Annotated in this window: 23 protein-coding genes and 1 pseudogene; 19 read left to right on the top strand and 5 right to left on the bottom strand. The window is 43.2% G+C overall.

What is annotated here, in order from left to right; genetic code table 11:
• Positions 1-207: 207 nt before the first annotated feature.
• The 3 genes from GC098_RS06465 to GC098_RS06475 form a co-directional block, all read right to left on the bottom strand.
• Positions 208-915: a glycosyltransferase family 2 protein gene (locus GC098_RS06465; RefSeq protein WP_312880000.1), complete on the bottom strand. Its 708-nt coding sequence runs from the start codon at positions 913-915 to the stop codon at positions 208-210.
• A 37-nt stretch (positions 916-952) separates the two neighbouring features.
• Entirely contained in the window at positions 953-1,357 is a 405-nt protein-coding gene (locus GC098_RS06470) for a hypothetical protein (RefSeq protein WP_171642083.1), read from the bottom strand.
• A gap of 82 nt (positions 1,358-1,439) precedes the next feature.
• Complete coding sequence (locus GC098_RS06475; protein ID WP_171642085.1) at positions 1,440-2,858, bottom strand: DUF7948 domain-containing protein; 1,419 nt, start codon at positions 2,856-2,858, stop codon at positions 1,440-1,442.
• 653 nt (positions 2,859-3,511) lie between these two features.
• On the opposite strand from GC098_RS06475, the gene GC098_RS06480 reads away from it, so the two are divergent.
• The 9 genes from GC098_RS06480 to GC098_RS06520 all read left to right on the top strand — a co-directional run bounded on the left by GC098_RS06480 (position 3,512) and on the right by GC098_RS06520 (position 12,413).
• On the top strand, positions 3,512-4,150 hold the full coding sequence (locus tag GC098_RS06480) for a cell wall hydrolase (protein WP_171642087.1): 639 nt from the start codon (positions 3,512-3,514) through the stop codon (positions 4,148-4,150).
• Positions 4,151-4,376: 226 nt separating this feature from the next.
• Complete coding sequence (locus GC098_RS06485; protein WP_376773843.1) at positions 4,377-4,613, top strand: GyrI-like domain-containing protein; 237 nt, start codon at positions 4,377-4,379, stop codon at positions 4,611-4,613.
• Between the two features lie 65 nt (positions 4,614-4,678).
• Positions 4,679-5,218 carry a P-loop nucleotide/nucleoside kinase family protein gene (locus GC098_RS06490; protein WP_171642091.1) on the top strand — a complete coding sequence of 180 codons (540 nt, stop codon included), beginning with the start codon at positions 4,679-4,681 and terminating at the stop codon, positions 5,216-5,218.
• A 194-nt stretch (positions 5,219-5,412) separates the two neighbouring features.
• Complete coding sequence (locus GC098_RS06495) at positions 5,413-5,922, top strand: GyrI-like domain-containing protein (protein WP_171642093.1); 510 nt, start codon at positions 5,413-5,415, stop codon at positions 5,920-5,922.
• 199 nt (positions 5,923-6,121) lie between these two features.
• A complete protein-coding gene (locus GC098_RS06500) occupies positions 6,122-7,072 on the top strand; it encodes an ABC transporter permease (protein ID WP_171642096.1) in 951 nt (316 codons plus the stop codon).
• Positions 7,073-7,089: 17 nt separating this feature from the next.
• Positions 7,090-7,965, top strand: a complete 876-nt coding sequence (locus GC098_RS06505; RefSeq protein ID WP_171642098.1) for a carbohydrate ABC transporter permease — start codon at positions 7,090-7,092, stop codon at positions 7,963-7,965.
• Between the two features lie 40 nt (positions 7,966-8,005).
• The gene (locus tag GC098_RS06510; RefSeq protein WP_171642100.1) at positions 8,006-9,640 is read left to right on the top strand and encodes an extracellular solute-binding protein; all 1,635 of its coding nucleotides are present in this window, start codon (positions 8,006-8,008) and stop codon (positions 9,638-9,640) included.
• A gap of 113 nt (positions 9,641-9,753) precedes the next feature.
• Entirely contained in the window at positions 9,754-11,589 is a 1,836-nt protein-coding gene (locus GC098_RS06515) for a cache domain-containing sensor histidine kinase (RefSeq protein ID WP_171642102.1), read from the top strand.
• Positions 11,590-11,606: 17 nt separating this feature from the next.
• Positions 11,607-12,413, top strand: coding sequence for a response regulator transcription factor (locus tag GC098_RS06520; protein WP_171642104.1), 807 nt, complete (start codon positions 11,607-11,609; stop codon positions 12,411-12,413).
• Positions 12,414-12,673: 260 nt separating this feature from the next.
• On the opposite strand, the gene GC098_RS06525 is transcribed toward GC098_RS06520, so the two are convergent.
• Both GC098_RS06525 and GC098_RS06530 read right to left on the bottom strand, forming a co-directional pair.
• Positions 12,674-13,096 carry a DUF1801 domain-containing protein gene (locus GC098_RS06525; protein ID WP_171642106.1) on the bottom strand — a complete coding sequence of 141 codons (423 nt, stop codon included), beginning with the start codon at positions 13,094-13,096 and terminating at the stop codon, positions 12,674-12,676.
• Between the two features lie 238 nt (positions 13,097-13,334).
• Positions 13,335-13,574, bottom strand: a pseudogene (locus GC098_RS06530) (MFS transporter); the annotation flags it as partial.
• A gap of 117 nt (positions 13,575-13,691) precedes the next feature.
• On the opposite strand from GC098_RS06530, the gene GC098_RS06535 reads away from it, so the two are divergent.
• From GC098_RS06535 to GC098_RS06580, 10 genes are all read left to right on the top strand, one after another.
• A complete protein-coding gene (locus tag GC098_RS06535) occupies positions 13,692-13,856 on the top strand; it encodes a hypothetical protein (protein WP_171642108.1) in 165 nt (54 codons plus the stop codon).
• Between the two features lie 219 nt (positions 13,857-14,075).
• Complete coding sequence (locus GC098_RS06540) at positions 14,076-14,408, top strand: metal-sensitive transcriptional regulator (RefSeq protein WP_171642118.1); 333 nt, start codon at positions 14,076-14,078, stop codon at positions 14,406-14,408.
• Positions 14,409-14,425: 17 nt separating this feature from the next.
• Complete coding sequence (copZ, locus tag GC098_RS06545; protein ID WP_171642120.1) at positions 14,426-14,629, top strand: copper chaperone CopZ; 204 nt, start codon at positions 14,426-14,428, stop codon at positions 14,627-14,629.
• A gap of 95 nt (positions 14,630-14,724) precedes the next feature.
• A complete protein-coding gene (locus GC098_RS06550) occupies positions 14,725-17,154 on the top strand; it encodes a heavy metal translocating P-type ATPase (RefSeq protein ID WP_171642122.1) in 2,430 nt (809 codons plus the stop codon).
• 24 nt (positions 17,155-17,178) lie between these two features.
• Complete coding sequence (locus tag GC098_RS06555) at positions 17,179-17,799, top strand: nitrite/sulfite reductase domain-containing protein (protein WP_171642124.1); 621 nt, start codon at positions 17,179-17,181, stop codon at positions 17,797-17,799.
• A 24-nt stretch (positions 17,800-17,823) separates the two neighbouring features.
• On the top strand, positions 17,824-18,519 hold the full coding sequence (locus GC098_RS06560; protein ID WP_171642126.1) for a response regulator: 696 nt from the start codon (positions 17,824-17,826) through the stop codon (positions 18,517-18,519).
• Complete coding sequence (locus tag GC098_RS06565; protein WP_171642128.1) at positions 18,516-19,583, top strand: sensor histidine kinase; 1,068 nt, start codon at positions 18,516-18,518, stop codon at positions 19,581-19,583. The genes GC098_RS06560 and GC098_RS06565 overlap by 4 nt, the downstream gene beginning before the upstream one ends.
• A gap of 93 nt (positions 19,584-19,676) precedes the next feature.
• Positions 19,677-20,492, top strand: a complete 816-nt coding sequence (locus GC098_RS06570; protein WP_171642130.1) for a DUF8832 domain-containing protein — start codon at positions 19,677-19,679, stop codon at positions 20,490-20,492.
• Positions 20,493-20,613: 121 nt separating this feature from the next.
• Complete coding sequence (locus tag GC098_RS06575; RefSeq protein ID WP_171642132.1) at positions 20,614-21,507, top strand: F510_1955 family glycosylhydrolase; 894 nt, start codon at positions 20,614-20,616, stop codon at positions 21,505-21,507.
• 71 nt (positions 21,508-21,578) lie between these two features.
• Positions 21,579-21,968, top strand: a complete 390-nt coding sequence (locus GC098_RS06580; protein WP_171642134.1) for a MerR family transcriptional regulator — start codon at positions 21,579-21,581, stop codon at positions 21,966-21,968.
• Positions 21,969-21,972 lie beyond the last annotated feature (4 nt).

The raw sequence follows: 21,972 nt of genomic DNA on the forward strand, positions 1-21,972 counted from the left end.
ACAATAATAGACAACAAAGATTAAACCCTCCCTATTCTAGCAAAGCTAGAGATAACTTATACTTGGGAGGGTTTTTATTATGACATTGAAGAATTTATGGATGCTATATGAAGCTGACAAACGTATTCCGAAATTTCTAATAGAGGAGGATGTTATTGGATTAAGGACATTATATAAATGATATGTTTTAGATCGATTTGAAATATCTTATTTTGCTCGGGTGCTCATTTTTCGGAAATTCCTGGTTTTTGCAACTATCTGGCTTCTTGATAGGAGATGATCGTCACTGGCTTTCCATGTGTGGCCTTTTTTGTTTTTTCTGCGGATCATTACATAATTGTAAGGACTTGAGGAGTATACTTTAAAGCGATTAATCCTGCATCTGTTTGCAAAGATCACATCTTCATTTATCGAAACTTTTGGAAATCGGACTTTATTAAAAACACGCCTTTTAAATAATAGGGTTCCACCGGTCACCCATGTCACGAATTTATGTTGTTTTTTGGGTGAGTGGAGGATGAGCAGATTATTCGCTTTGATAAAAGCCAAATAAGCTCTTTTTCCCACAACATGCGCTTTCGAACGACGCATTGCCTTTATCTGCTCTGTCAAATAATGCTTGGAGTAGTAGTCATCATCATCGAATTTTGCTATATAGGGGTGCTTCGTTCGTTTTATTGCGTAATTCAGACACTCACCCAAAGAGACTTTTTCCTGTCTCTTGTAAACGGAAACATTTTTATGGTCTTTTGTTTTTTTGCGGTACTTGGATAATTTCATGCCGCTTTTATTTAATACGATAATTAATTCTTTTATCGGGTAACGCTGTCTTTCATAATTTTCCAAGACATTACCAATAAAACTTGGCCTATTCGTACACGTGATGATCGATATTCCCCGCTTTCTTTGGCTCACGATATCTCCTCCCAGAATTTAAAAATACGTGTGCTTTTCACTTTTTGCGGCGGTTTTCAAAATTCCCATAATCAATAATAACGATTAGTCCATTATTTTTTAAACGTAAGTTATTAGAATTAAGATCATGAGGAATGATTCCATTCCTCATGAATGTGCTTTTCAAAGCGAATAGCTTTCTCTTATATTTTTTTGATCTGGGAAACATCTGATTGTACTTTTTCATTACTAAAATGCGATATCCATCCCCATACTTTGTGATTGTTCCCAGGTGTTTTTTGATCCGAGATGGAGCTGACTTATATACAATTACTTCTTGCTTATTGCTTGATATCCCATTTTTAGATTTAGCAACTTTTATTACACGGCGATTTCCCCAATCAAGTACTAGTCGCCACTTACCTGCCCCGATAACTTTCATTTTTTTAATCTTCTTCTTCATGTAACAATGTACCCCTCCCGTCATAAGGTATGGTGTTATTCTATTCAACCGCGTTAATAAGTTACAAAACTTTGGGCAACAATTAAATTTGATATTTAAAATTTCCATAGTCAATCACAATGATCTCCCCGTCAGAATTTAGACGCAGGTTTTGATAATTGGGTCCATCACGACCTGAAATCTCATAAGGAATTATTCGATTTCTCCTAAATTTCCCTTTCATATCAAAAAATTTTCTCATGTTTTCCTTATTTTTCCGGAAATTTTTATTATAGTTTTTCATTATTATCCAATTGTATCTATCATCGTGCTTTAGGATGTGGCCAAGATGTTTTTTTATCTCGGAGGGAGATGTCATGCATATCGTTACTTCTTTCTTGTTACTTTTTATCCCATATTTAGACTTGGCTACCTTTAGAACGTAACCATTACCCAGATCATATACAACTCGTCTTGATCCCAAACCGATAATGTTTTTTCCTTGAATCATTTTTTTTATTTTTTTGTCTAATGAAACAAGATCCGCTCTCAGTGAGTGGGTGCATGTTATTCTATTCGTTTTACTTATTCGTTTTCGTTTATTGTGTGTTCGAGAACCCGGCGGCCCGAAAGGTACAGGCTCACATTGTAATCCTTGCGATTCAGGAGGCCCAAGGTAGCCTTCCAGTCCTAGGGTTATTTGAGGTTCTGGTAAACTGACAGGTCCGGATTCCCCTAGAAGTCCCGGCGGTCCTTGCATTACGGGGCAGGTAATTCTCACTATTATAATAAATTCTTCTTTAATACCGCCTAAAGTAGTGGGGAAATTGGCGGAATTAGTATCTTCAGTCGCGTATGCGTTACCGACCAAAGAATCAACTGTATGATAGCCTTCGGTCATCTCAAATCCAATGCTTTGGCTTCCATCCGCTTCGGCCCTAATTACAAACCGGTATCCGACTGGGGTTTGGATGTGATCCTTTTTCTGATAACCCACCGGTTTGAGGTCCATGAACGTCCCGAAGGGGGTAACGATCAACAAATTACCGGCATCATCGATCCGGATCTCGTCTGCCCCCTCACAGATGAACCGAATATCCCCCATCCGGGCACCCGGCTGCAGCATCACATCATATTTCATATTCCCTTCGTGTCCTTGAAATACCACATCAATGCCTGGCCACACCTGCCGGTAGACGACTTCCCGATAGATGGGGAGATTCGAGGAATGTTCATTAGGATCGCTACCGCGTTCCGTTTCCGGTGATGTTCCTTCAGGGGTCACGTCAGAACGGGCATTCAAAAACCGCCGAGCCAGACTCGGTTTATGAAAAAACGATAGTTTAGGATCAAACTCCAAGAAGCTCACCCCAACTTGTTCCTGGCTAAAGGTATAACGAAATTCTCTGCCTTCCGCATAGAAACGAACCGCATCATCCAACTGTCCACCATTGGTAACAAACGCTATAGGAAGACCAAAAGTCTCCAATATACTCTGTTTCGTCTCTTCCTCAGGCTGCATGGGATCTTGTTTCCCCTTTCTGATAGGCTCATGCCATGATTTCATGTACACTGATACATAGATACGCATGTCTATAATTGCTTGATTGGGTATGCACCCTTAATATTAATAAATAGGCAGTTATTAATGATCAAACCAGGGCATACTTGTTTCCTATTGCAGCCTTTTAATTTGGGACGGTATTGATAGAGTCGTCGCCCAAAGCTGGCAGTCGAAGAAAATGAACAGCACTAAATAAGACGCGGCTCATTCTATTTTTAAATATGCAGCGCCTAGGATTTGGGGGTCCGTGGATCAGGAGACTTCCGAAATTGTAACGTTGTAGCGGAATGTGCTGCTCATGAGGTTGTAGAACAAAATAATGAAAAGATTCGGAACTGAACAAGCGATTTATTATATTGAGAAAACTTAGCACTATTCATTCAACTAAAGGAAAACGAGAGGGGGAGGTAGCCTGTTGGCAGAGCTCCTTTTTGTGATTTGCGACCCTTAATAGGTGTTTCTCCCGAAGTCTATAGGGACAGCCTGGTGCTGTTCCCTATTTTTAGAGCGTGTAAGGCGACATCTTGAGTCGGATCAACACCCCTAAATTTGTAATGCTGCATGTCGTTGCCTGTGCGGCGCGTAAAAGGAAGAGGAGGTTATCTTGAAACATGAAGAAGAAACTACAGGCTCTTATCTGCGTCTGTTCCCTTGGTGTAATGGGGATGGCCGCACCGGTCGGTGCGCAATCGTTAGGTCAGGGCACACAAAGTGACCAAGTACTGGATTTGCAAGAACGATTAAGCGCACTCGGTTACTTTAAAACTGGAATTACCGGTTATTACGGTAACCAGACTAAGAATGCGGTAAAGAAATTTCAAGCCAGTTATGGCTTGTCAGTTGATGGTGAAGCCGATTCCTTAACTCTGTCTAAACTAAATAAAACGATTTCACCCAAACAGTCGGTGCTGGATGAATTGGCGCGAATCATTCATTCCGAAGCCCGAGGGGAGTCCTTTGTAGGACAAGTTGCCGTGGGAGCTGTCGTTCTTAATCGAGTTCAGTCCGAAAAATTTCCTGATTCCATCACTGAGGTTATCCATCAGCCTGGTCAATTTTCAGCCGTTGATGATGGCCAGTTTAACCTTAAACCCAATTTGTCAGCCTACAGCGCGGCAAAAGCCGCTTTGAATGGTATGGATCCAACAACTGGGGCCCTTTATTTTTACAATCCTGATATTGCCCAGGCATCTTGGAGCAAAAAAAGAACCGCCAAGATTATCATTGGTAATCACGTATTTACCCTTTAAGAGTAGATACAATTTACAAAAAAAGTCGCGTAAATCGCGGCTTTTTTTGTAAATTGTATTTAAAGTTTGTGTCATTACGCTAAAACCAGCTAAGATATGCAATGGAAAATAAAGGATATTCAATAAAATTCCTTGAATTTATAGTGCAATAATATAAATCGAAAGGATTGATTACTAGTGAACTCCGATTAGTCCGAGTTTTACTTCAGAGGTTCTATTTACTTACTTGATCTGTATGGAAGTCGATAACCTTTCGGAAGTGCCCAAAGGAATGATCGGTTTTACGATTCCTCCTCATCGTTATGCGAAAGTAAAGTCCGAAGGTGATCCATATCAAGTCATTCATAACTATTTGGATGCCAACGGCCAACAAAGTGACAGGCGAGCTCTGGCATTAGAGATATACTATTTTGAAAACCCATCCTGGCCCGACAAGGCTGAAGTGCTTCTTCCTTTGCAATGATTTATTCTAAGCATACAGGGGGAATTATTACCTAACGGATATTGCTATTTATCATTCTTGAGAGGATGTTTGATTTGCAAGGAAAAGACAAGAAACAGATAATTTATCTCATATCTGGTCCAATTGGGGTTGGTAAATCAACTACCTCGAAAGAACTTGCACGCAATGTTAAACAATGCGTTCTTATTGAGGGAGATGATTTACTTCATATGTTCAAGGGAGAATTGCAACCTTCATGGGAAGAAAGATTAAGTCTAACATGGGAGAACATCCTGGCTTTAACGAGGACTTTTATACACCATAACTTAAATGTAATTATTGATTTTGTAGTGGAGGATGAACTAGATTGGTTTTGTAAACGTTTATCAGATTTAAATGTAGAATTAAAGTATGTTGTACTGAGAGCAGATAAAGAAAAGCTAATTGAACGTCTCAGCATTAGGGGGGATGTTGATTCCTTAGAACGCTCTTTATTTTTACTAAATAAATTGGATATGTTGCCATCTAATAACCAATTTATATATGACACTACTTTAAAACAATCAAAAGAGATCGTAGAAGAAATCATAAGTAACTCTAGTTTTAATGTTTTTATTAAGCCTTAATTGAACGGAGAACGAAAATAAGAGCCGCTTTGTAGCGGCTTCTATTTTCGTTCTCGTTGAAGAATTACTTTCAATAAAAACATAAAAAGCGTTTACAAGGGAACATATGTGCTCTATAATTTTAATATAGATAAAAAACCCATGCAGAACAAGCAAGTGCCACCCCCATACCAAAATAAGGAGAATGACCACTCATGATTATCGAAACTAAAATCATCGAAAAACCTGCCTTCAGCGTTGTTGGCATTACCGAAACGATTCATTTTGATATGTCTGTGCCACCGTCCGAGAACGCCATTGCTAAGCTGTGGGGTGATTTCAGTAAGCGCATTCCAGAAGTTCCTAGCCAGCTCGGCTGGCGAAGCTTCGGACTCATGCTGCAAAATCCGGACAACGCGCCCGGCGAGCCGTTCAATTATACGGCCGCTGTGCAAATCTCTCAGGACGGTGGCATACCCGAGGGCATGACGCGCATCGAAGTACCGGCTGCGCGTTATATCGTGCTGACGCATCGGGGTCCTCTTGATGGTATTGGTGATGCCTTTGGGCATTTTTGGGGACACTGGCTACCGAACAGTCCATACGAATACGACGGTGGTTCCCGCACTGGTAAATATGAATTCGAGTTTTATGATCAGCGTTATACGCAGTCAGATGATCCAAACTCAGAGATAGACTTGTATTTCCCTATTCGTACGAAATAAACCGAGACCACCTTAACCTTTGAAGTTTCTGAAGTATATCTCTGCCGTATAGGCACAGATATGCTTTTTTTCTATACATAGGACTTTTCCCCTGTATTATTGTCCTTCACTCCGGTTTTCGTCCCCCGCGATTTCCGCTAAGCTAAATCATGTAAGCACTTTCTTAGCCGGGTGCGGCAGAGGTTAGGAGGATAAAGAGATGGAGATGGTGACCGCCAAGATCACCGAGACAAAAGAAAAGCCGCTACTGAAGCATACGAGGAGGTTATGGAAATATAGGCTGTTATATATTCTACTGATGCCCGCTGTTGTATGGGTTCTCATTTTTGACTATCTCCCGCTCTATGGCATCAGCATTGCGTTTATGGATTACAACGCTATTCAGGGATTCTCGGGAAGCGAATGGGTTGGATTCAAATATTTTCGGATGTTATTTGAATCCGAAATGTTCCTCCATGCATTCAAGAATACACTGCTTATCAGCTTGTACAAAATGATCAGCGGCTTTCTTTGCCCGATCCTGTTAGCGCTTGCATTGAATGAAGTTAGAGTTGCATGGTTCAAAAAATCACTTCAAACGGCCGTCTACCTGCCGAGGTTCGTGTCTTGGGTCGTCTACGGAGGGATCATCACGTTGCTCCTCTCACCGGAAACCGGAGTCATTAATAAAATCATCGAATTCTTCGGCGGCGATCCCGCTTATCTGCTCGTCGAACCTGCTTATTTCCGAACGATTCTTGTCGTTACGGATGCCATGAAAGAGATGGGCTGGGCAGCGATCATCTATATTGCCGCCATCGCTGGGCTTAATCCGGAAGTGTACGAAGCGGCTATTATGGATGGGGCCACACGCTTTGGGCGAATTATTCACATTACTTTGCCAGGAATTATGGGAACCATCATCGTTATTTTCATCCTGAGGGTCGGTTATATCATGAGCGCTGGGTTGGACCAGGTGATCAACTTGTACAATCCGATGGTCTTTGAGGTCGGAGATATTCTGGATACGTACATTTACCGTGTAGGTATCGAGCAGTTCAGTCTCAGTCTTGCCGCTGCGGCTGACGTCATCAAGGGCGCAATCGGACTTGTGATGATGCTGGTTGCCAATCAGTTCGCCAAGCGAATCAATGATTCCGGCATTTTCTGAGAAAGGAAAGAGAACCGATGAAGCTTACAAAAGGCGAGAAGGCCTTTGTCTCCACCAATTATATCGTTCTAACGTTACTGACTATTATCATTGTCATTCCATTCTGGTATGTTATTTCCGTATCCATTACACCGTACCATATTTTCAGCGAGAAAAATGGATTGATTCTGTTTCCGACTTCCTTCAGTTTGGAGTATTACAAGTACTTGCTGCAGGAAGGCTCGCTTATTTACTCGGCATACGGCAATACGATTCGCAATACAGCGGGTGGGGTCTTGCTTGCGCTGTTCCTTACGATAACGGCGTCTTACTCGCTCGCGGAGAAAAAGCTGCCCGGTCGGCGGGTGATCATGCTCTTCTTTGTTTTCACCATGCTATTCAAGGGCGGAATGATTCCTACTTATATCACCATGAAACAGTTAGGATTACTAGATACAAGTTATGTGCTGATCTTGGTTATGGCCTTCAGTGCTTTTAACATGATCATAATGAAATCGTTTTTTGAAGGCATCCCCGATAGCTTGCGAGAATCCGCTTCAATGGATGGGGCATCCGAGTTCAGGGTCCTGTGGCAGATCGTTCTGCCCTTATCCAAACCGGTCATAGCGACGATTGGACTCCTTTATTTGGTCGTCTATTGGAACGATTTCTTTAATGCGATGCTCTATGTGACGGATTGGCACAAAGCACCTGTGCAGCTCGTACTCCGCACGATTATTGCCAGTTCCAGCCTCCCGCCGGAGCTGCTTGAAGCGGCAGGCTCAACGCCTCCGCCTACGATAGGCATCCAAATGGCTGCTATTATTATTGTCGCCCTGCCGATGCTCATTATTTACCCGTTCATTCAAAAGCATTTTGAGCAAGGCATGTTGATCGGCTCGGTGAAAGGTTAAAGTGAACATATCAAAGATAAATCAAGGAGGTCTATTTTTCATGTCAAATCAAGTGAAAGTTTGGTCGAACGGCGTGCTTGCCGCCATATTAGTCGGAACCGTATCGGTTGCGGGGTGCAGCAAATCCAGTGATCTTCCAGCAGTTTCGTCTTCACCTTCAGGAAGTGCAGTTTCGGCATCGCCGAAAACAGAAGAGCCCTATGAATTGAAATGGTTAAAAGCCCAAGACATATCCAAGCCTTACGATCCCTCGAAAGATGCCGTCAAGCAAGCCGTTGAGAAGAAGCTGAACATTAAGATTATTCCCGAAATGGTTGACGTTCAGCAGTATAAAACGAAGTTGAATCTGAAGATGTCGAGCGGTGAAATTCCCGATGTTGTACGAATTGATTTTGCCGACGATTTCCAAAAATATGCGCAGCAAGGCGCTTTCGCCGATCTTACGACACTGATCAATGAGAAGGATACACCGAATATTCTAAAGGAAGTGCCGAAGGAAGTTTTCGAACAGGCGAAAGTAAACGGTAAAATTTACGGTATTCCTTATCAAGGCGGACCTGGCTCAGGATACCGCTGGAATCTTGTGCTGCGCAAGGATTTTGTGGAGGGTATGGGGGCTAAGGTTCCGAAAACTCTTGATGAATACTACAATTTGTTGAAAAAAAGCAAGGCAGAGAAACCGGACGTGATCCCGCTCGGAGGCTATACGGCACAAATCGGTCAGCAGAAATACGCGAATAATTCTTTTGACCATATTTTCGGCGCGTTTGGTGTGACACCTGGCTTTTTTACCGAGAAGGAAGGCAAATTTAGCAATTACGATATCGATCCCAAGATGAGAGAAGCCCTGCAGTATTTTCAAAAAATGTATGCAGAAGGACTTATCGACAAAGAATTCGCAACGATTAAGGAAGAGCAGCTGAGGGCGAAGCTGTATAGCGGCAAGCTGTTCTCTTGGATGGGCTGGTGGTCCACGCCGAACGATTACGATACCCAAGTTGAAACAAACGAGTTAAAGAAAAGTGGTAAACTCGCAGCAGATGGAAAACTCGCCGATCAGTCAAGTCAACCATACAAATATTTGACTCTGACTGATTCGCTTGTAGGTACGGATGGCAAAGCTGTAGCCCCTGCAGGTGCTCCATTCGGCCAAATGCATGCGATCAGCGCTAAGACGAAAGATCCTAAGAAAGTACTGGCTATGATCGAGAACTCGTTATCGCTTGAGAATCAGATGCTTACCGTGTGGGGCATTGAAGGGGAAGACTATAAAATCGATAACGGCAAGATGAGGGTGGTTACTGATCTAATCGATCCCAAGACACAGCAGGATAAGAACGGGAACTTCCGTGGTATTCAAAGCTATCTGTTTGCTCCCGGCTTGAAAGGCTGGCCGCGTTACCTAGAGTCGCTTCCACTCCGCCAGTCACAGGCACTGGATGTCGCAATAAATAATAAGTTCCAAATTACCGATGCTTCCAACTATCTGGATTCCCCAACCAAATTAGCTAAACTGGTGGAGCTGAATACCTTGCGCGATTCTGTCTTTACGCAAATCATTATGGGCGCAGACATCAAGAAGTTTGACGAATTTGCAGAAAAATGGAAGTCACAGGGAGGCACAAAAATATTAAATGAGCTCGAAGAATCCTTGAAGAAAAAGTCGGGCAAGTAGAAGGAAAGCATGGCCTTCTCGCAGAAGCTTTAGAAGAGTATGGGAAGCCCCTCGGCCGATAATCATCGGTTGACGGGGCTTTAGCCATAGCGCCAATGAAAGGGATGGGGATGATGGCGATTCAGATACAAAAACGGAACGGCAAATCAGGATTACTGTCAAGGCTCAGTCTTCCGATCTTTGTGTTGATTGTCACCTTCATCGCTTTATTTGCAACGGCAGCCAGTTACATCCTCATCCGGGTTCAGAACGACCATACCCTCAAGATGGCGGAACAGTCGATGAAATTCGTGTATAGGAATATCGAATACCAGTTCGATACAATGAATAATGTTGCCGCTTTTATTTTAAGTAATCAATCGATAGAGAATCTGCTCGAGGCCACTTATCAGGAAACCTTCGAGGCGGCCGATAATTATTACACACTTGAGACTAACCTGCAGAATCTGTCTTTGTTGTCCCTCTTGAATGACTTTGGGTCACCTGACGTTGCGCAACAATCCTACGTGGTTTCTCTTGCATTGGAACCGGGGAGCGGGCTTTATCACATGGCGCCAGATGATTTCTACCCGATAACAGGAATCTTCAAGAATGAAGATTTGCAGGGTCAGGAGTGGTTTCACCGACTGAGCAGCGGGGAGCGTCAGAACGTATGGTGGGGCCAGAAGAGGGATCCGATGAATGCCGCTATGATCTATTCCGCGAGGAAAAAGACGAGTCTCAAAGACGGCCGCAGCCTCGGTACGGTGATCGTCGGCGCGGATACCCGGAGCATCAAGAGCATGTTTGACAATGCTCATTTGGAGAAGGGCTACCATCTGCTGCTGGATGAAACGAATCAAGTTATCTACAGCGAGCGCTATGAATTTCTCGAGAACGCAGCAAAGTTTCCCTATGTGAGCTCACTGATCGGAGCAAAGGGGTCGATCATAACCAGGATCGACGGAGAAAGCCACAGGGTCATGTTCGAAACACTGAAGAACGGCTGGAAGTTGTTATCGGTCGTTCCAGAGAGCCATTTCAGCCAGTACACCTTCGCGATATCCGCCTTAGGTGTTGCTATAACGTTGGCTGCTTTGCTAGTTGCGGGCTTCTGGCTCAGAAGAATCGTTGTGCGGGTCACCGTTCCAATCACCAGACTGGTTAACGCTATCCAGCGTCCAGAAGTTGTGGAATTTAAAATGCCACTTCCTTATCAAAACACTGGAATCTATGAGGTGGATGAGCTGAACCAAAAGTTCGCTGCCATGCTCGTGACCCTACATAGTCTGATCGAGAAATCTTTTACCGAAGAGATTGAACGCCGCCAGCTTCAACTGGAGCTGCTGCATGCCCAGATCAACCCTCATTTCTTATATAATACCTTGGATTTAATTAACTGCCGGGCTATTATGGCGGGAGATCAGGAAACGAGCCGGATCGTTCGTTCACTTGCCAACGTCTTTCGTTACGGCCTGAATCGTGGCCAAACCTGGATTTCCTTGGAAGGTGAGGTCAAGCAGGTTGAAGCCTATCTCCTCATTCAAAAGATGATGATGGATGATCTGAACGTCCATATCCAAGTGCCGGATAAGCTGTTGTCTGCAAATATCGTACACTTAATTTTGCAGCCTCTGGCTGAAAATGCTATCATTCACGGGTTTGCCGTTCGTCATTCCGGTTGCCGAATCACTATTTCAGCCCGATTAGAGAGGGAGGAGCTTGTGCTGCGTGTCGAAGACAATGGACGAGGCTGCGATGCAGATAAAATGAACCTTATGCTTCAGCAACAGCCTGTGCGAGATGTCGGCACTAAAAATAGCGGCATAGGAACCGGTTACGGTACTATGAATGTACACCGGAGAATCCAATTGCATGTTGGTGAAGCTTATGGTTTGCGTTATATAGGGGTAGACGAGGGAACCTGTGTTGAAGTTGTTCTGCCCTATCATCCAGAGCAGCCGGTATGAAGAAAGGAAGGGTCTGAATGTTCAAGCTGCTGATTGCAGAAGATGTGAAGATCGTTCGGGAAACGTTGGTTCACGCCATTAACTGGCAAGCAATAGGAATCGATTTGTTGGGTGCCGTTGAGAATGGAGAGGAGGTCCTGGCCTGGCTGGACCGCGAGGAACCGGATCTTCTCTTGACCGATATTGGGATGCCTAAGATGAATGGACTGGAGTTGATTGAGGCCGTAAAAGCTCGCAATCCGGATATTCGCTGTATTATATTATCCGGACTCAATGAGTTTGAGCATGCCAGGCAGGCAATTAAACTGCAGGTGCTTGACTATGTTCAGAAGCCGATCGACCCGGGCGAGATTGAAAGAGTTCTTGCGCACGGGGTTGAGGTGCTGCGCAAAGAACGGGCCGAGCGTCAAGCCTTGGCTCTCACTGAACAAGCCGCCAAGGACAAACTTCCGAATTTGTCAGAAACGCTGCCGCTTGGGGAATGGTCCGGAAGTTTGAAAAAGAAGAAGCTGGTCGAGCAAGCGCTTCAGTATGTGAAAGAAGCATACACGCGCAAGGAATTGGCGCTATCCGATGTGTCCGCTTCAGTCGGATTAAGTGATAAATATTTGAATCTGCTCTTTAAAGAAGTAACCGGTATGACGATCAATCATGCGATCATTCGTCTTCGAATGGAGGAAGCGGCGCGGCTGCTGAAGGATCCCGCCATCAAAATCTACGAGGTTTGCGACTGGATCGGATATACAGACCAGGATCATTTCCGAGAGAGCTTCAAAAAGCAGTATGGTATGACGCCGACCGAGTATCGCAACAAGTTCTTATAGGGTTCCCAAATAAATAGACACAGGCGACTTTAATAAAAGGAAAGGGGCCGTCTCAAAAGTAGAATCTACTAGCGACAGCCCCTTAGGGCCTACTGATCTTCTGGGAAATTCGAATTGGTATTCAGAACGAAATTCATACTTCTATTGGATTTTTCCAATGGAAGTAGCAGACAGACTGCAAAAATCATAAAATGAGTTTTCATTTTTCCAATTAAGACTTATAGGACAGCCGCTTTTCTTAACGCACATTTTTTCAGTCATTAATTATTCGGATAGAATTCTTTCAAAAATGTTACAGATTGGTTTATTAACGTTTTTAATACATCAACATTGATATCTGCTACTTTATTGATGTACACACACGCTTTTCCTGCCGTATGTGTTCCAAAGTCCTTTAATAACTCCTCTCGTTTTGTGTCACCCGTCGCAAAATACAAACTTATTTTGGCTTTTCGAGGTGAAAAACCAACTAGCGGTGCAACGCCCTCGTGACCAGATTCATATTTATAATGATAGGAGCCAAATCCAATAATACTGGGTCCCCACATCTTCGCCTCATAACCTGTCGTTTCCGTAAAAATATCTAATAATTTATATGCGTCTTCACGCTTCTTAAGGCTTTCTACATTTTCAATAAACTCAAGAACACTGCTGTCCGTTTCTTTTGTTTTTTGTTCGTACATAGTAGAGACCACTCCTCGTTTAATTATTACTCCAAAAACGTTCTTGCTTGCCATAGTTATTGCTCGTAACGTTCATTTTACCAAACAAATGCCCCTAACAGCTAGTTGCCCGCGGCTTTCACTGGAACAGGTTGAATGCCGCCTTTCAACTTAAACAGAGGAACGAGAATCGCTACGCCTACAAGGAAGAATAAACCTGCGATAAAGTACAGTGGAACGAGCGAGATCGCGTTTTTGATCGCCCATTGGTCTGCGAACGGCCTCCGATAAACGAAAATACGAAGATCGGTGCGAACTCCACGACGGAGATAAGCGAAACGGAGAACGTGTCATCATTAGTCATTTTTTTGACGAAAAGCAGGATGGCGATATTTCGCACCCAAATACCGATTTGCAGAAACAACGTGGAAATAAAAATCGCTTGCACGAACCGGTTGCTTAGCAGCGTAGATGCAGAAGCAGATTGATTGGCAGTCATGATTCTCTTCCTTTCATTTTCCGTTCTTTATTCGAACTTTGATCCATTAATTCCCGCATCTTCGCGAAATAGCTTTGATGTATAATCATTGTTAGATGAAACGGGGAGGCATGCGCGATGAAATATCACGTAATCAGCAAGAGAACGGGCAACGTAACATCGCTGCTCTATTCAGAAGTAAATGATATAGATTACGACAGCGAAGGGCGAGTTATCGTATTCGGGACGGACCAAGAAACTTATTATTTACTTGCCGATTTGGCACTAATAACAGAGGATTAATGACGTACGAATTAGCAGTAATTAACGGAGATATTGATGGGGCTCTGCAGTTATATGCTAGTGAGTTAATAAAATAACGCCAGGTGAAGCGGGATATCCGTTACACTGGCGTTATTATTTGTATTTGAAAAGATTGAAATTTGAAATGGAAAAATTTAAAAAAGGGCTTGATATAGGGTATGGGGGTATGGTATATTTTAAATGTGAGGAGGAAATGCTATGGAACAACCTGATAAACAAGAATTAAATGAGGACAGTTGTCATTCGGGCAGTGATCGAAAAAGTCATCATTCTGATAAAACAAAAAACAATTTGATTTCTAGGCTCAATCGCATCGAAGGACAAATTCGCGGTGTGAAAGGTCTTATTGAGAAGGATACGTATTGTGACGATGTGTTAAATCAAATTGCTGCGGTTCAATCAGCTTTAAACGGTGTTGGGAAACTGCTTCTCGAGCATCATCTAAACAGCTGTGTCATCGAACGCATTCAAGAAGGCGATAATGAGGTTATTAAAGAACTTATGGTTACCATGAATAAATTAATGAAATAATAAGGGAGAGATTAGATATGCAAACAGTTACACTTAAAGTTGAGGGTATGTCCTGCGGTCATTGCGTGAATTCCGTAGAAGGCGCAGTTAAGAAACTTGGCGCTTCCGGCAAAGTTGATTTGAGTGGTGGATCCGTTACTGTAGATTTCGATGAGTCCAAAGTTTCTTTGGACGCTATAAAAGAAGCAATCGAAGATCAAGGCTATGACGTCGCGAAATAAAGATAAATGAGCCGCTTCATGCGGCTCCAATGTAACACCTATTTTTTTTCAAGAAAATATACCCCTCAGGGGTATGTGGTGAAGGAGAGACAGAAATGGCGAAACCATTAGAGCAGCAACAAGCGAGTCTGCAAATTACTGGCATGACTTGTGCGGCATGCGCGAACCGGATAGAAAAAGGCTTGAAGAAATTAGAAGGTGTTGCAGATGCCAACGTGAATTTTGCACTTGAGAAAGCTTCTGTAACGTATAATCCGACTCAAATCAGCGTATCTGCCATGGAAGAAAAAATACTGGATCTAGGTTACAGCACCGTAAAGGAAGCAGTTGATTTTAATATCGTAGGTATGACATGCGCGGCGTGCGCCACACGTATTGAAAAAGGATTAAATAAAATGCCTGGGGTCAGTAAAGCAACTGTTAACCTCGCATTAGAAATTGCCCATGTTGAGTTTAGCGCTGCCGAAGTTTCGGTAAGCGATATGGTTAACAAAGTTGATCAGCTGGGATACAAAGCCATACGTAAAGAGGAAGTGGCGGCTGAAGGTGATTATAAGCAAAAGGAGATACGCCACAAGAAAATACAGCTAGCGATATCGGCAATCCTGTCGTTGCCACTTCTGTGGGCTATGGTGAGCCACTTTACATTTACAGCGTGGATTTACCTGCCAGAGTTCTTGATGAATCCTTGGGTGCAGCTTGTTCTTGCCACACCGGTACAATTCATTATCGGTAGTCAATTTTATATAGGGGCATACAAAGCCCTTCGTAATAAAAGCGCCAATATGGATGTGCTTGTTTCTCTCGGAACATCAGCCGCGTACTTCTATAGTTTATATCTAACACTTCAGTGGGCAGTTTCTACAGATGTCCACCACCATGCGCCGGATATGTATTACGAAACAAGCGCAATTCTTATTACTTTGATTATCTTAGGGAAATTATTTGAAGTGTTGGCAAAAGGGAGAACTTCTGAAGCCATCAAGAAATTGATGGGGCTTCAAGCGAAAACAGCGTTAGTCATTCGGCACGGTGAAGAAATAGCTATACCCGTTGAAGAAGTTGTCATTGGGGACATTGTTCTTGTAAAACCGGGTGAGAAGATCCCAGTCGACGGTGTAGTTGTAGACGGTTTGTCGGCTGTTGATGAATCCATGCTTACGGGGGAAAGTATCCCTGTGGAGAAAAAAGCCAGTGACGCCGTTATTGGCGCTACAGTAAATAAAAACGGCAGCTTAAAAATAAAAGCAACGCGTGTTGGGAAAGAGACAGCTCTCGCTCAAATTATCAAAGTTGTAGAAGAAGCCCAAGGCTCTAAAGCGCCTATTCAGCGTATTGCAGATGTGATATCAGGTATCTTTGTCCCGATTGTTGTAGGAATTGCTGTTGTAACATTTCTGATTTGGTATATCTGGGTTGCTCCTGGCGAGTTTGCAGCTGCGCTAGAAAAGGCTATTGCTGTCCTTGTCATTGCTTGCCCTTGTGCTTTAGGACTTGCAACACCAACATCGATTATGGCCGGATCCGGTCGCGCGGCGGAATTTGGCATTCTGTTTAAGGGCGGGGAACATTTAGAATCCATGCAAAAAGTGCAAACCATCGTGCTTGATAAAACGGGTACAGTAACGAAAGGCAAACCGGAACTTACAGACGTTCAAATTGAAAACATGAATGAAGAGGATACAATTCTTAGACTAATCGGCTCTGCTGAAAAACAATCAGAACACCCGCTTGCTGAGGCGATTGTTGCTGGGATTGTTGCTAAAGGTATCCTACTGACTGCTACTGAGCAGTTTGAAGCTATTCCCGGCTACGGAATTCGAGCTATCGTAGAAGGCAAGGAAGTACTGGTTGGAACCCGTAAGCTCCTGCAGCGTGAAGCCATCGACTTCGTTAAAGCAGATACTGCTATGGAAAAGCTCGAGTCAGATGGTAAAACCGCAATGCTTGTAGCGGTGGATAACAAGTACGCAGGTATGGTAGCCGTAGCGGATTCGATCAAAGACACATCGAAAGAAGCAGTCTCTCGCTTAAAACAAATGGGCATCGAAGTCATCATGATGACAGGTGACAATAAACGAACAGCACATGCAATAGCGCAGCAAGTTGGCATTGATCATGTTCTCGCGGAAGTTCTTCCGGAAGGCAAAGCCGAAGAAGTGAAGAAGCTTCAAGGACAAGGAAAGATAGTGGCCATGGTGGGGGATGGCATCAACGATGCTCCTGCTCTTGCGACTGCAGACGTCGGCATAGCTATCGGCACCGGCACTGACATTGCGATGGAAGCAGCAGACGTGACTCTGATGCGCGGAGAACTTACAAGCATTACAGACGCCATTTATATGAGCCGTAAAACGATGACGAACATTAAACAGAACCTGTTTTGGGCACTGGGTTACAATACGCTCGGGATTCCGATTGCGGCACTTGGACTTTTGGCACCCTGGGTAGCTGGAGCTGCAATGGCACTCAGCTCAGTATCAGTTGTGTTAAACGCTCTACGCTTGCAACGAGTGAAGTTATAATCGGCACTCATGGGAGAGGAAGACATGCAGATGATGAAGTTTGCAGTTACCCCAGGGCTTCAAACTGGGGGAACCATCTTTAAACCAGAACAATTGGCGGTTCTGGGATCGATCGTCGGTGCGGATGCTAAAATAGAATTAACGACATTTAAACAATTATATGTTGAAATGCAAGAAGATCGAATGGATGAAGTGAAGGAAAAGTTGTCTGACATTGGATTAGAAATATATCCTACTGGCTTTGTGACCAAGAGCCTCATTACGTGTAACTTTTGCCGTGGAGCAAAAGATGCAGGGCTTGAAATGGCTGAAACGTTAAACAAAGCGATCTCAGGGATCGAAACGCCAACACCTTTGAAAATCGGCTATGCGGGTTGTGCACTCGGAACGAGCGAGCCACTCTTGAAAGATATCGGTGTGGTCAAAATGAGAGATACGTTTGATATTTATGTTGGCGGTGAGCCCAAATCGTTAAAACCATCTTTTGCGGTCTTGCTAATGTCCGATGTTCAAGCAGACAGATTGATTCCGATTGTTCAAAAGCTCATCCATCATTTTCAACAACATGGCAAAATGAAGGAAAAGTTCTCGAAATTTATCAATCGGATAACAATCGAGGTATTGCATGAGGCAATTGCAGACTGAGTGTAACGGGGGTTTGTTCGATTTATGAAGACAATTTTAATCGTTGATGATGAAGAAAAGATTCGTGAAGTTGTAGCATCCTATTTGCAAAATGAAGGATATGCTATTATTCAATCCGGTACAGGGAACAAAGCACTTGAACTCGTTCGCGGCGGAAATGTTGATCTTCTTATATTGGATCTGATGCTTCCGGACATGTCCGGGGAAGATGTATGCAGAGCGATACGGCAGTTTTCTCCTGTTCCTGTTATCATGCTAACTGCGAAAGTTTCTGAAGATGACCGCGTCCAAGGATTAACACTTGGTGCGGATGATTATGTCGTGAAGCCATTTAGCCCACGTGAATTAACAGCAAGAGTAAAAGCCATATTGCGTCGCACGCAAGATGATACACTTCTTGCAGAAATCATCTCGTTTCATAATGACGACCTTGTCATTCGACCGATGAAACATGAAGTTTATAAAATGGGGAATCTGATAAGTCTGACTCCAAATGAATATAAATTGCTGTTGATTTTGGCACATCATCCAAACCGAACCTTTACACGGGAGGAATTAATTGAAAAAGTACTCGGTTTTGATTTTGAAGGCGATACTCGATCGATCGATCAGCATGTCAAAAACCTCCGTCAAAAGATAGAATCTGATCCCAAAAAGCCTCAATACATCGTTACCGTCTTTTCTGTAGGTTACAGGTTTACTGGAGGAGAATCATCATGAAGGGATTATACGCACGAATCGTCATCGCATTTATTGGTGTAGCCTCCGGTGTTTTGCTCATCTCAACGATAGCGTTTATCTTAGAGACACACTACCACTTCTCCTTGTATCAACATCAAGCTATGGATATGAACTCTCCAGCATTTGATACCCATTTTGAGCAGGCATTAGTCCAGTCTGTTCTTTGGTCTGCCATTTTGGGTATTTTGCTCTTGGTTCTGTTAAGTCTTTTTGTCGCTAAGAGGCTCACAGCCCCTCTGATCCACATGAAAAAGGTTGCAGAGCGAATGGCAAGTGGAGAGCTTGATGCAAGAACGACAGTCAAAGGCAATGATGAGATCGCTGATCTAGGTGGATCCCTTAATCATCTCGCTGAACAACTCATGCACCAGGAGCAATTACGTAAAACGATGACTGCTGATGTGGCGCATGAATTAAGAACGCCGCTTGCAACACTTAAAAGCCATATGGAAGCGATGATTGATGGCGTTTGGGTGCCAACTCCCCAGCGCCTAGAATCATGTTTCGAGGAGATTGAACGTTTGCGGTTCCTTGTTGGTGATTTAGAGCAATTAACGGAGATGGAGTCCCCACATTTCAAACTGAAGCTGCATGATGAAAATGTTTCAGCAATCGTTCATCGGAATATCGAAGCGAGCCGGGCTTCTTTTGATCAAAAGGGAGTTAACCTTTTTTTTGAAGGTTTAACAAATGTAGAAGCTACCTTGGATAGGCAGCGATTAGGTCAAATTGTGGTGAATCTTTTAACGAATGCGCTAAAGTTTACGCCCCGAGGGGGACAAGTAACTGTTGAAGTGAAGGAAGAACAACACGGAGTGGTTATTATTGTATCGGATACTGGGATTGGTATAAATGAAGATGATCTACGTTTTGTATTTGAACGTTTTTACCGCGTAGAAAAATCCCGCGATCGTAAATCAGGAGGGGCTGGGATTGGATTAACGATTGCAAAAAAATTGGTGGAAGCACATGGAGGAACCATTCGAATGGAAAGTCGGGTTGGTGAAGGAACATCTGTAGCGATACATTTCCCTAAGAATTAATACCGATCCTCACAAGATCTACACAAGTACCTTTTATAATAAGGAGATAAAAAGAGGAGAGACTTTATCTCCTACCTATATGAGGAGGAAATCATGAAAAAAGTAGCGATTTCAATTTTACTTACGGCTGCGCTCTTAACGGCATGCGGAAAATCAGGCAGTTCAATGGACCATTCTTCGCATAGCGAGATGGCAAAAGAGGCTGACTCGAAGCAAGAAGGAAATGTCCAGACTCAGTTTAAACTTTCTACCGATAAACCGCAGCCGAACCAAGATACGGCGATTACGATTAAGATTCAGGACAAAAACGGCAAACCAATCGATAAGTTGGATACAGTCCATGAAAAACAGATGCACCTTATCATTGTAAGTAAGGATTTGTCATTCTTCAACCACATTCACCCTGATAATAAAGGAAACGGCGAGTTTACAGTTACGACTCAATTTCCAACAGCTGGCGATTACAAAGTGATTGCAGACATAACGCCAACCGGTATGGGGGCAATGAATAAGAGTCAGTGGTTTACAATCCAAGGAAACGTTCCGGCACCAAAAGCCATTGATCCCGATGCAACACTAACTAAAGGGGTTGACGGTAAGGAAGTCACGCTGTCTATTGATCACCTTATGGCGGGCATGGAGCTAAACTTGAACTTCAATATTAAAGACGCTCAGACGAAGCAGCCTGTAACAGACCTCCAGCCTTACCTAGGAGCTGTAGGACACGTCGTGATCTTAACCCAAGATGCAGAAAATTATCTGCACGTGCATCCGACAGAGGAAAAGGCGTCAGGACCGGATGCCAAATTTATGACGACGTTCCCGCATAGCGGCGTATATAAGATTTGGGGACAATTCCAGCAAAATGGTAAAGTATTTACCGTACCGTTTGTTGTAAAAGTACCGTAATGTGATTGTTGCCCAGTTTCCTCAACTGGGCTATTCGTACATTTTGAAGCTCTGACAGGTGGGTTGTCCTTTTCTATTCATAAACATCTATAAAGGACTTATCAAGAAAAGGGGAAAGAAAATGAAATATAAAGTTAATCTCGTTTCTTCAATTATCGCAGCCTCATTAATGCTATCAGCTTGCTCTGCTTCTAAAGTGTCAATGGAGCATATACACGGTTTGGGTTATAGTACTGATGGAAAACAAATTATGATTCCTTCGCATACAGGTTTGGTTGTTTACTCGGGTAGTAAATGGAGCCATGTCGATGCTCCGAAAAACGATTATATGGGTTTTGTCGCTGTTGATAATGGTTTTTATAGTAGTGGTCATCCCGGAGTCGGCTCTAACCTGAAAAACCCCATAGGAATCGTGAAGAGTCCCGATATGGGGAAAACAATAACGAAACTCGATTTGGAGGGAAATAGCGATTTCCATGGAATGACGGTGGGTTATAAGACTCATACCATTTATGTATTTAATGCACAACCCAATCCAAAGATGAAATCGGCAGGATTGTATTATACAAAAGATGAAGCAAAAACGTGGAGTAAATCAGAAATGAACGGTTTTTCTGGAGAACCTTTAACCTTGGCAACTCACCCAACTGACGATAAGGTGATAGCACTCGGATCCAAGGAAGGACTATATCTTTCCAATGATTCTGGAAATCACTTCGAAATGTTGTTCCCGGGACTAGTTGTAGCATCTTCAGCATTTAGTAATAACGGTGAATTGTTTATAGCTGCGGCTAATTCTCCGACGATGTTTCAATTCAATCTAAGCAGTAAAGAAAAGAAAGAAATCAAACTTCCTACCTTGGAAAAAGGGGATGCCATTTCTTATATGGCTCAAAATCCTACTGACTCGAATGAAATCGTGTTGGCAACTTTCAATAAAGATATATTTATGAGCAAAGATGTGGGAGTGAAATGGACCAAAATTGCCGATAAGGGCAATGGAATTTCGAAATAATAGTGAAAATATACATCGTCTTATCGTGGTTCTATTGACTTAGAGCGCGCTCTAAGATGTAAACTTACACTATGGAACAATATTTGAGCATCCAAGCCATTTCTAACCTTACTGGTATCACCGCCCACACCCTGCGTTACTATGAGAAAAACGGTCTGATTCATGCGATAGCTAGGGGTTCGAATGGTCGCCGTCAATATTCTGTAAACGATCTAGCATGGATTCGTTTTTTGGTAAGGCTTCGCACCACAGGAATGAGCATTAAGCAAATGCAACAGATCGCCGATCTGAGAAGACAAGGTTCCGCTACGACCAAAGAAAGGAGAGTTCTGCTGGAATCCCACAAGAACAAGTTAGCAGATCAGATCGAGAGGCTTCAAGAACATTATGAAGTCATTAACGAAAAAATAGAGATTTATCGTCAATGGGAACAAGAAAACTCACTGACTGGAGGTAGCTAAAGTG

It is taken from the genome of Paenibacillus phytorum, from assembly GCF_013141715.1.
GTDB classification, from domain to species: Bacteria; Bacillota; Bacilli; order Paenibacillales; family NBRC-103111; genus Paenibacillus_E; species Paenibacillus_E phytorum.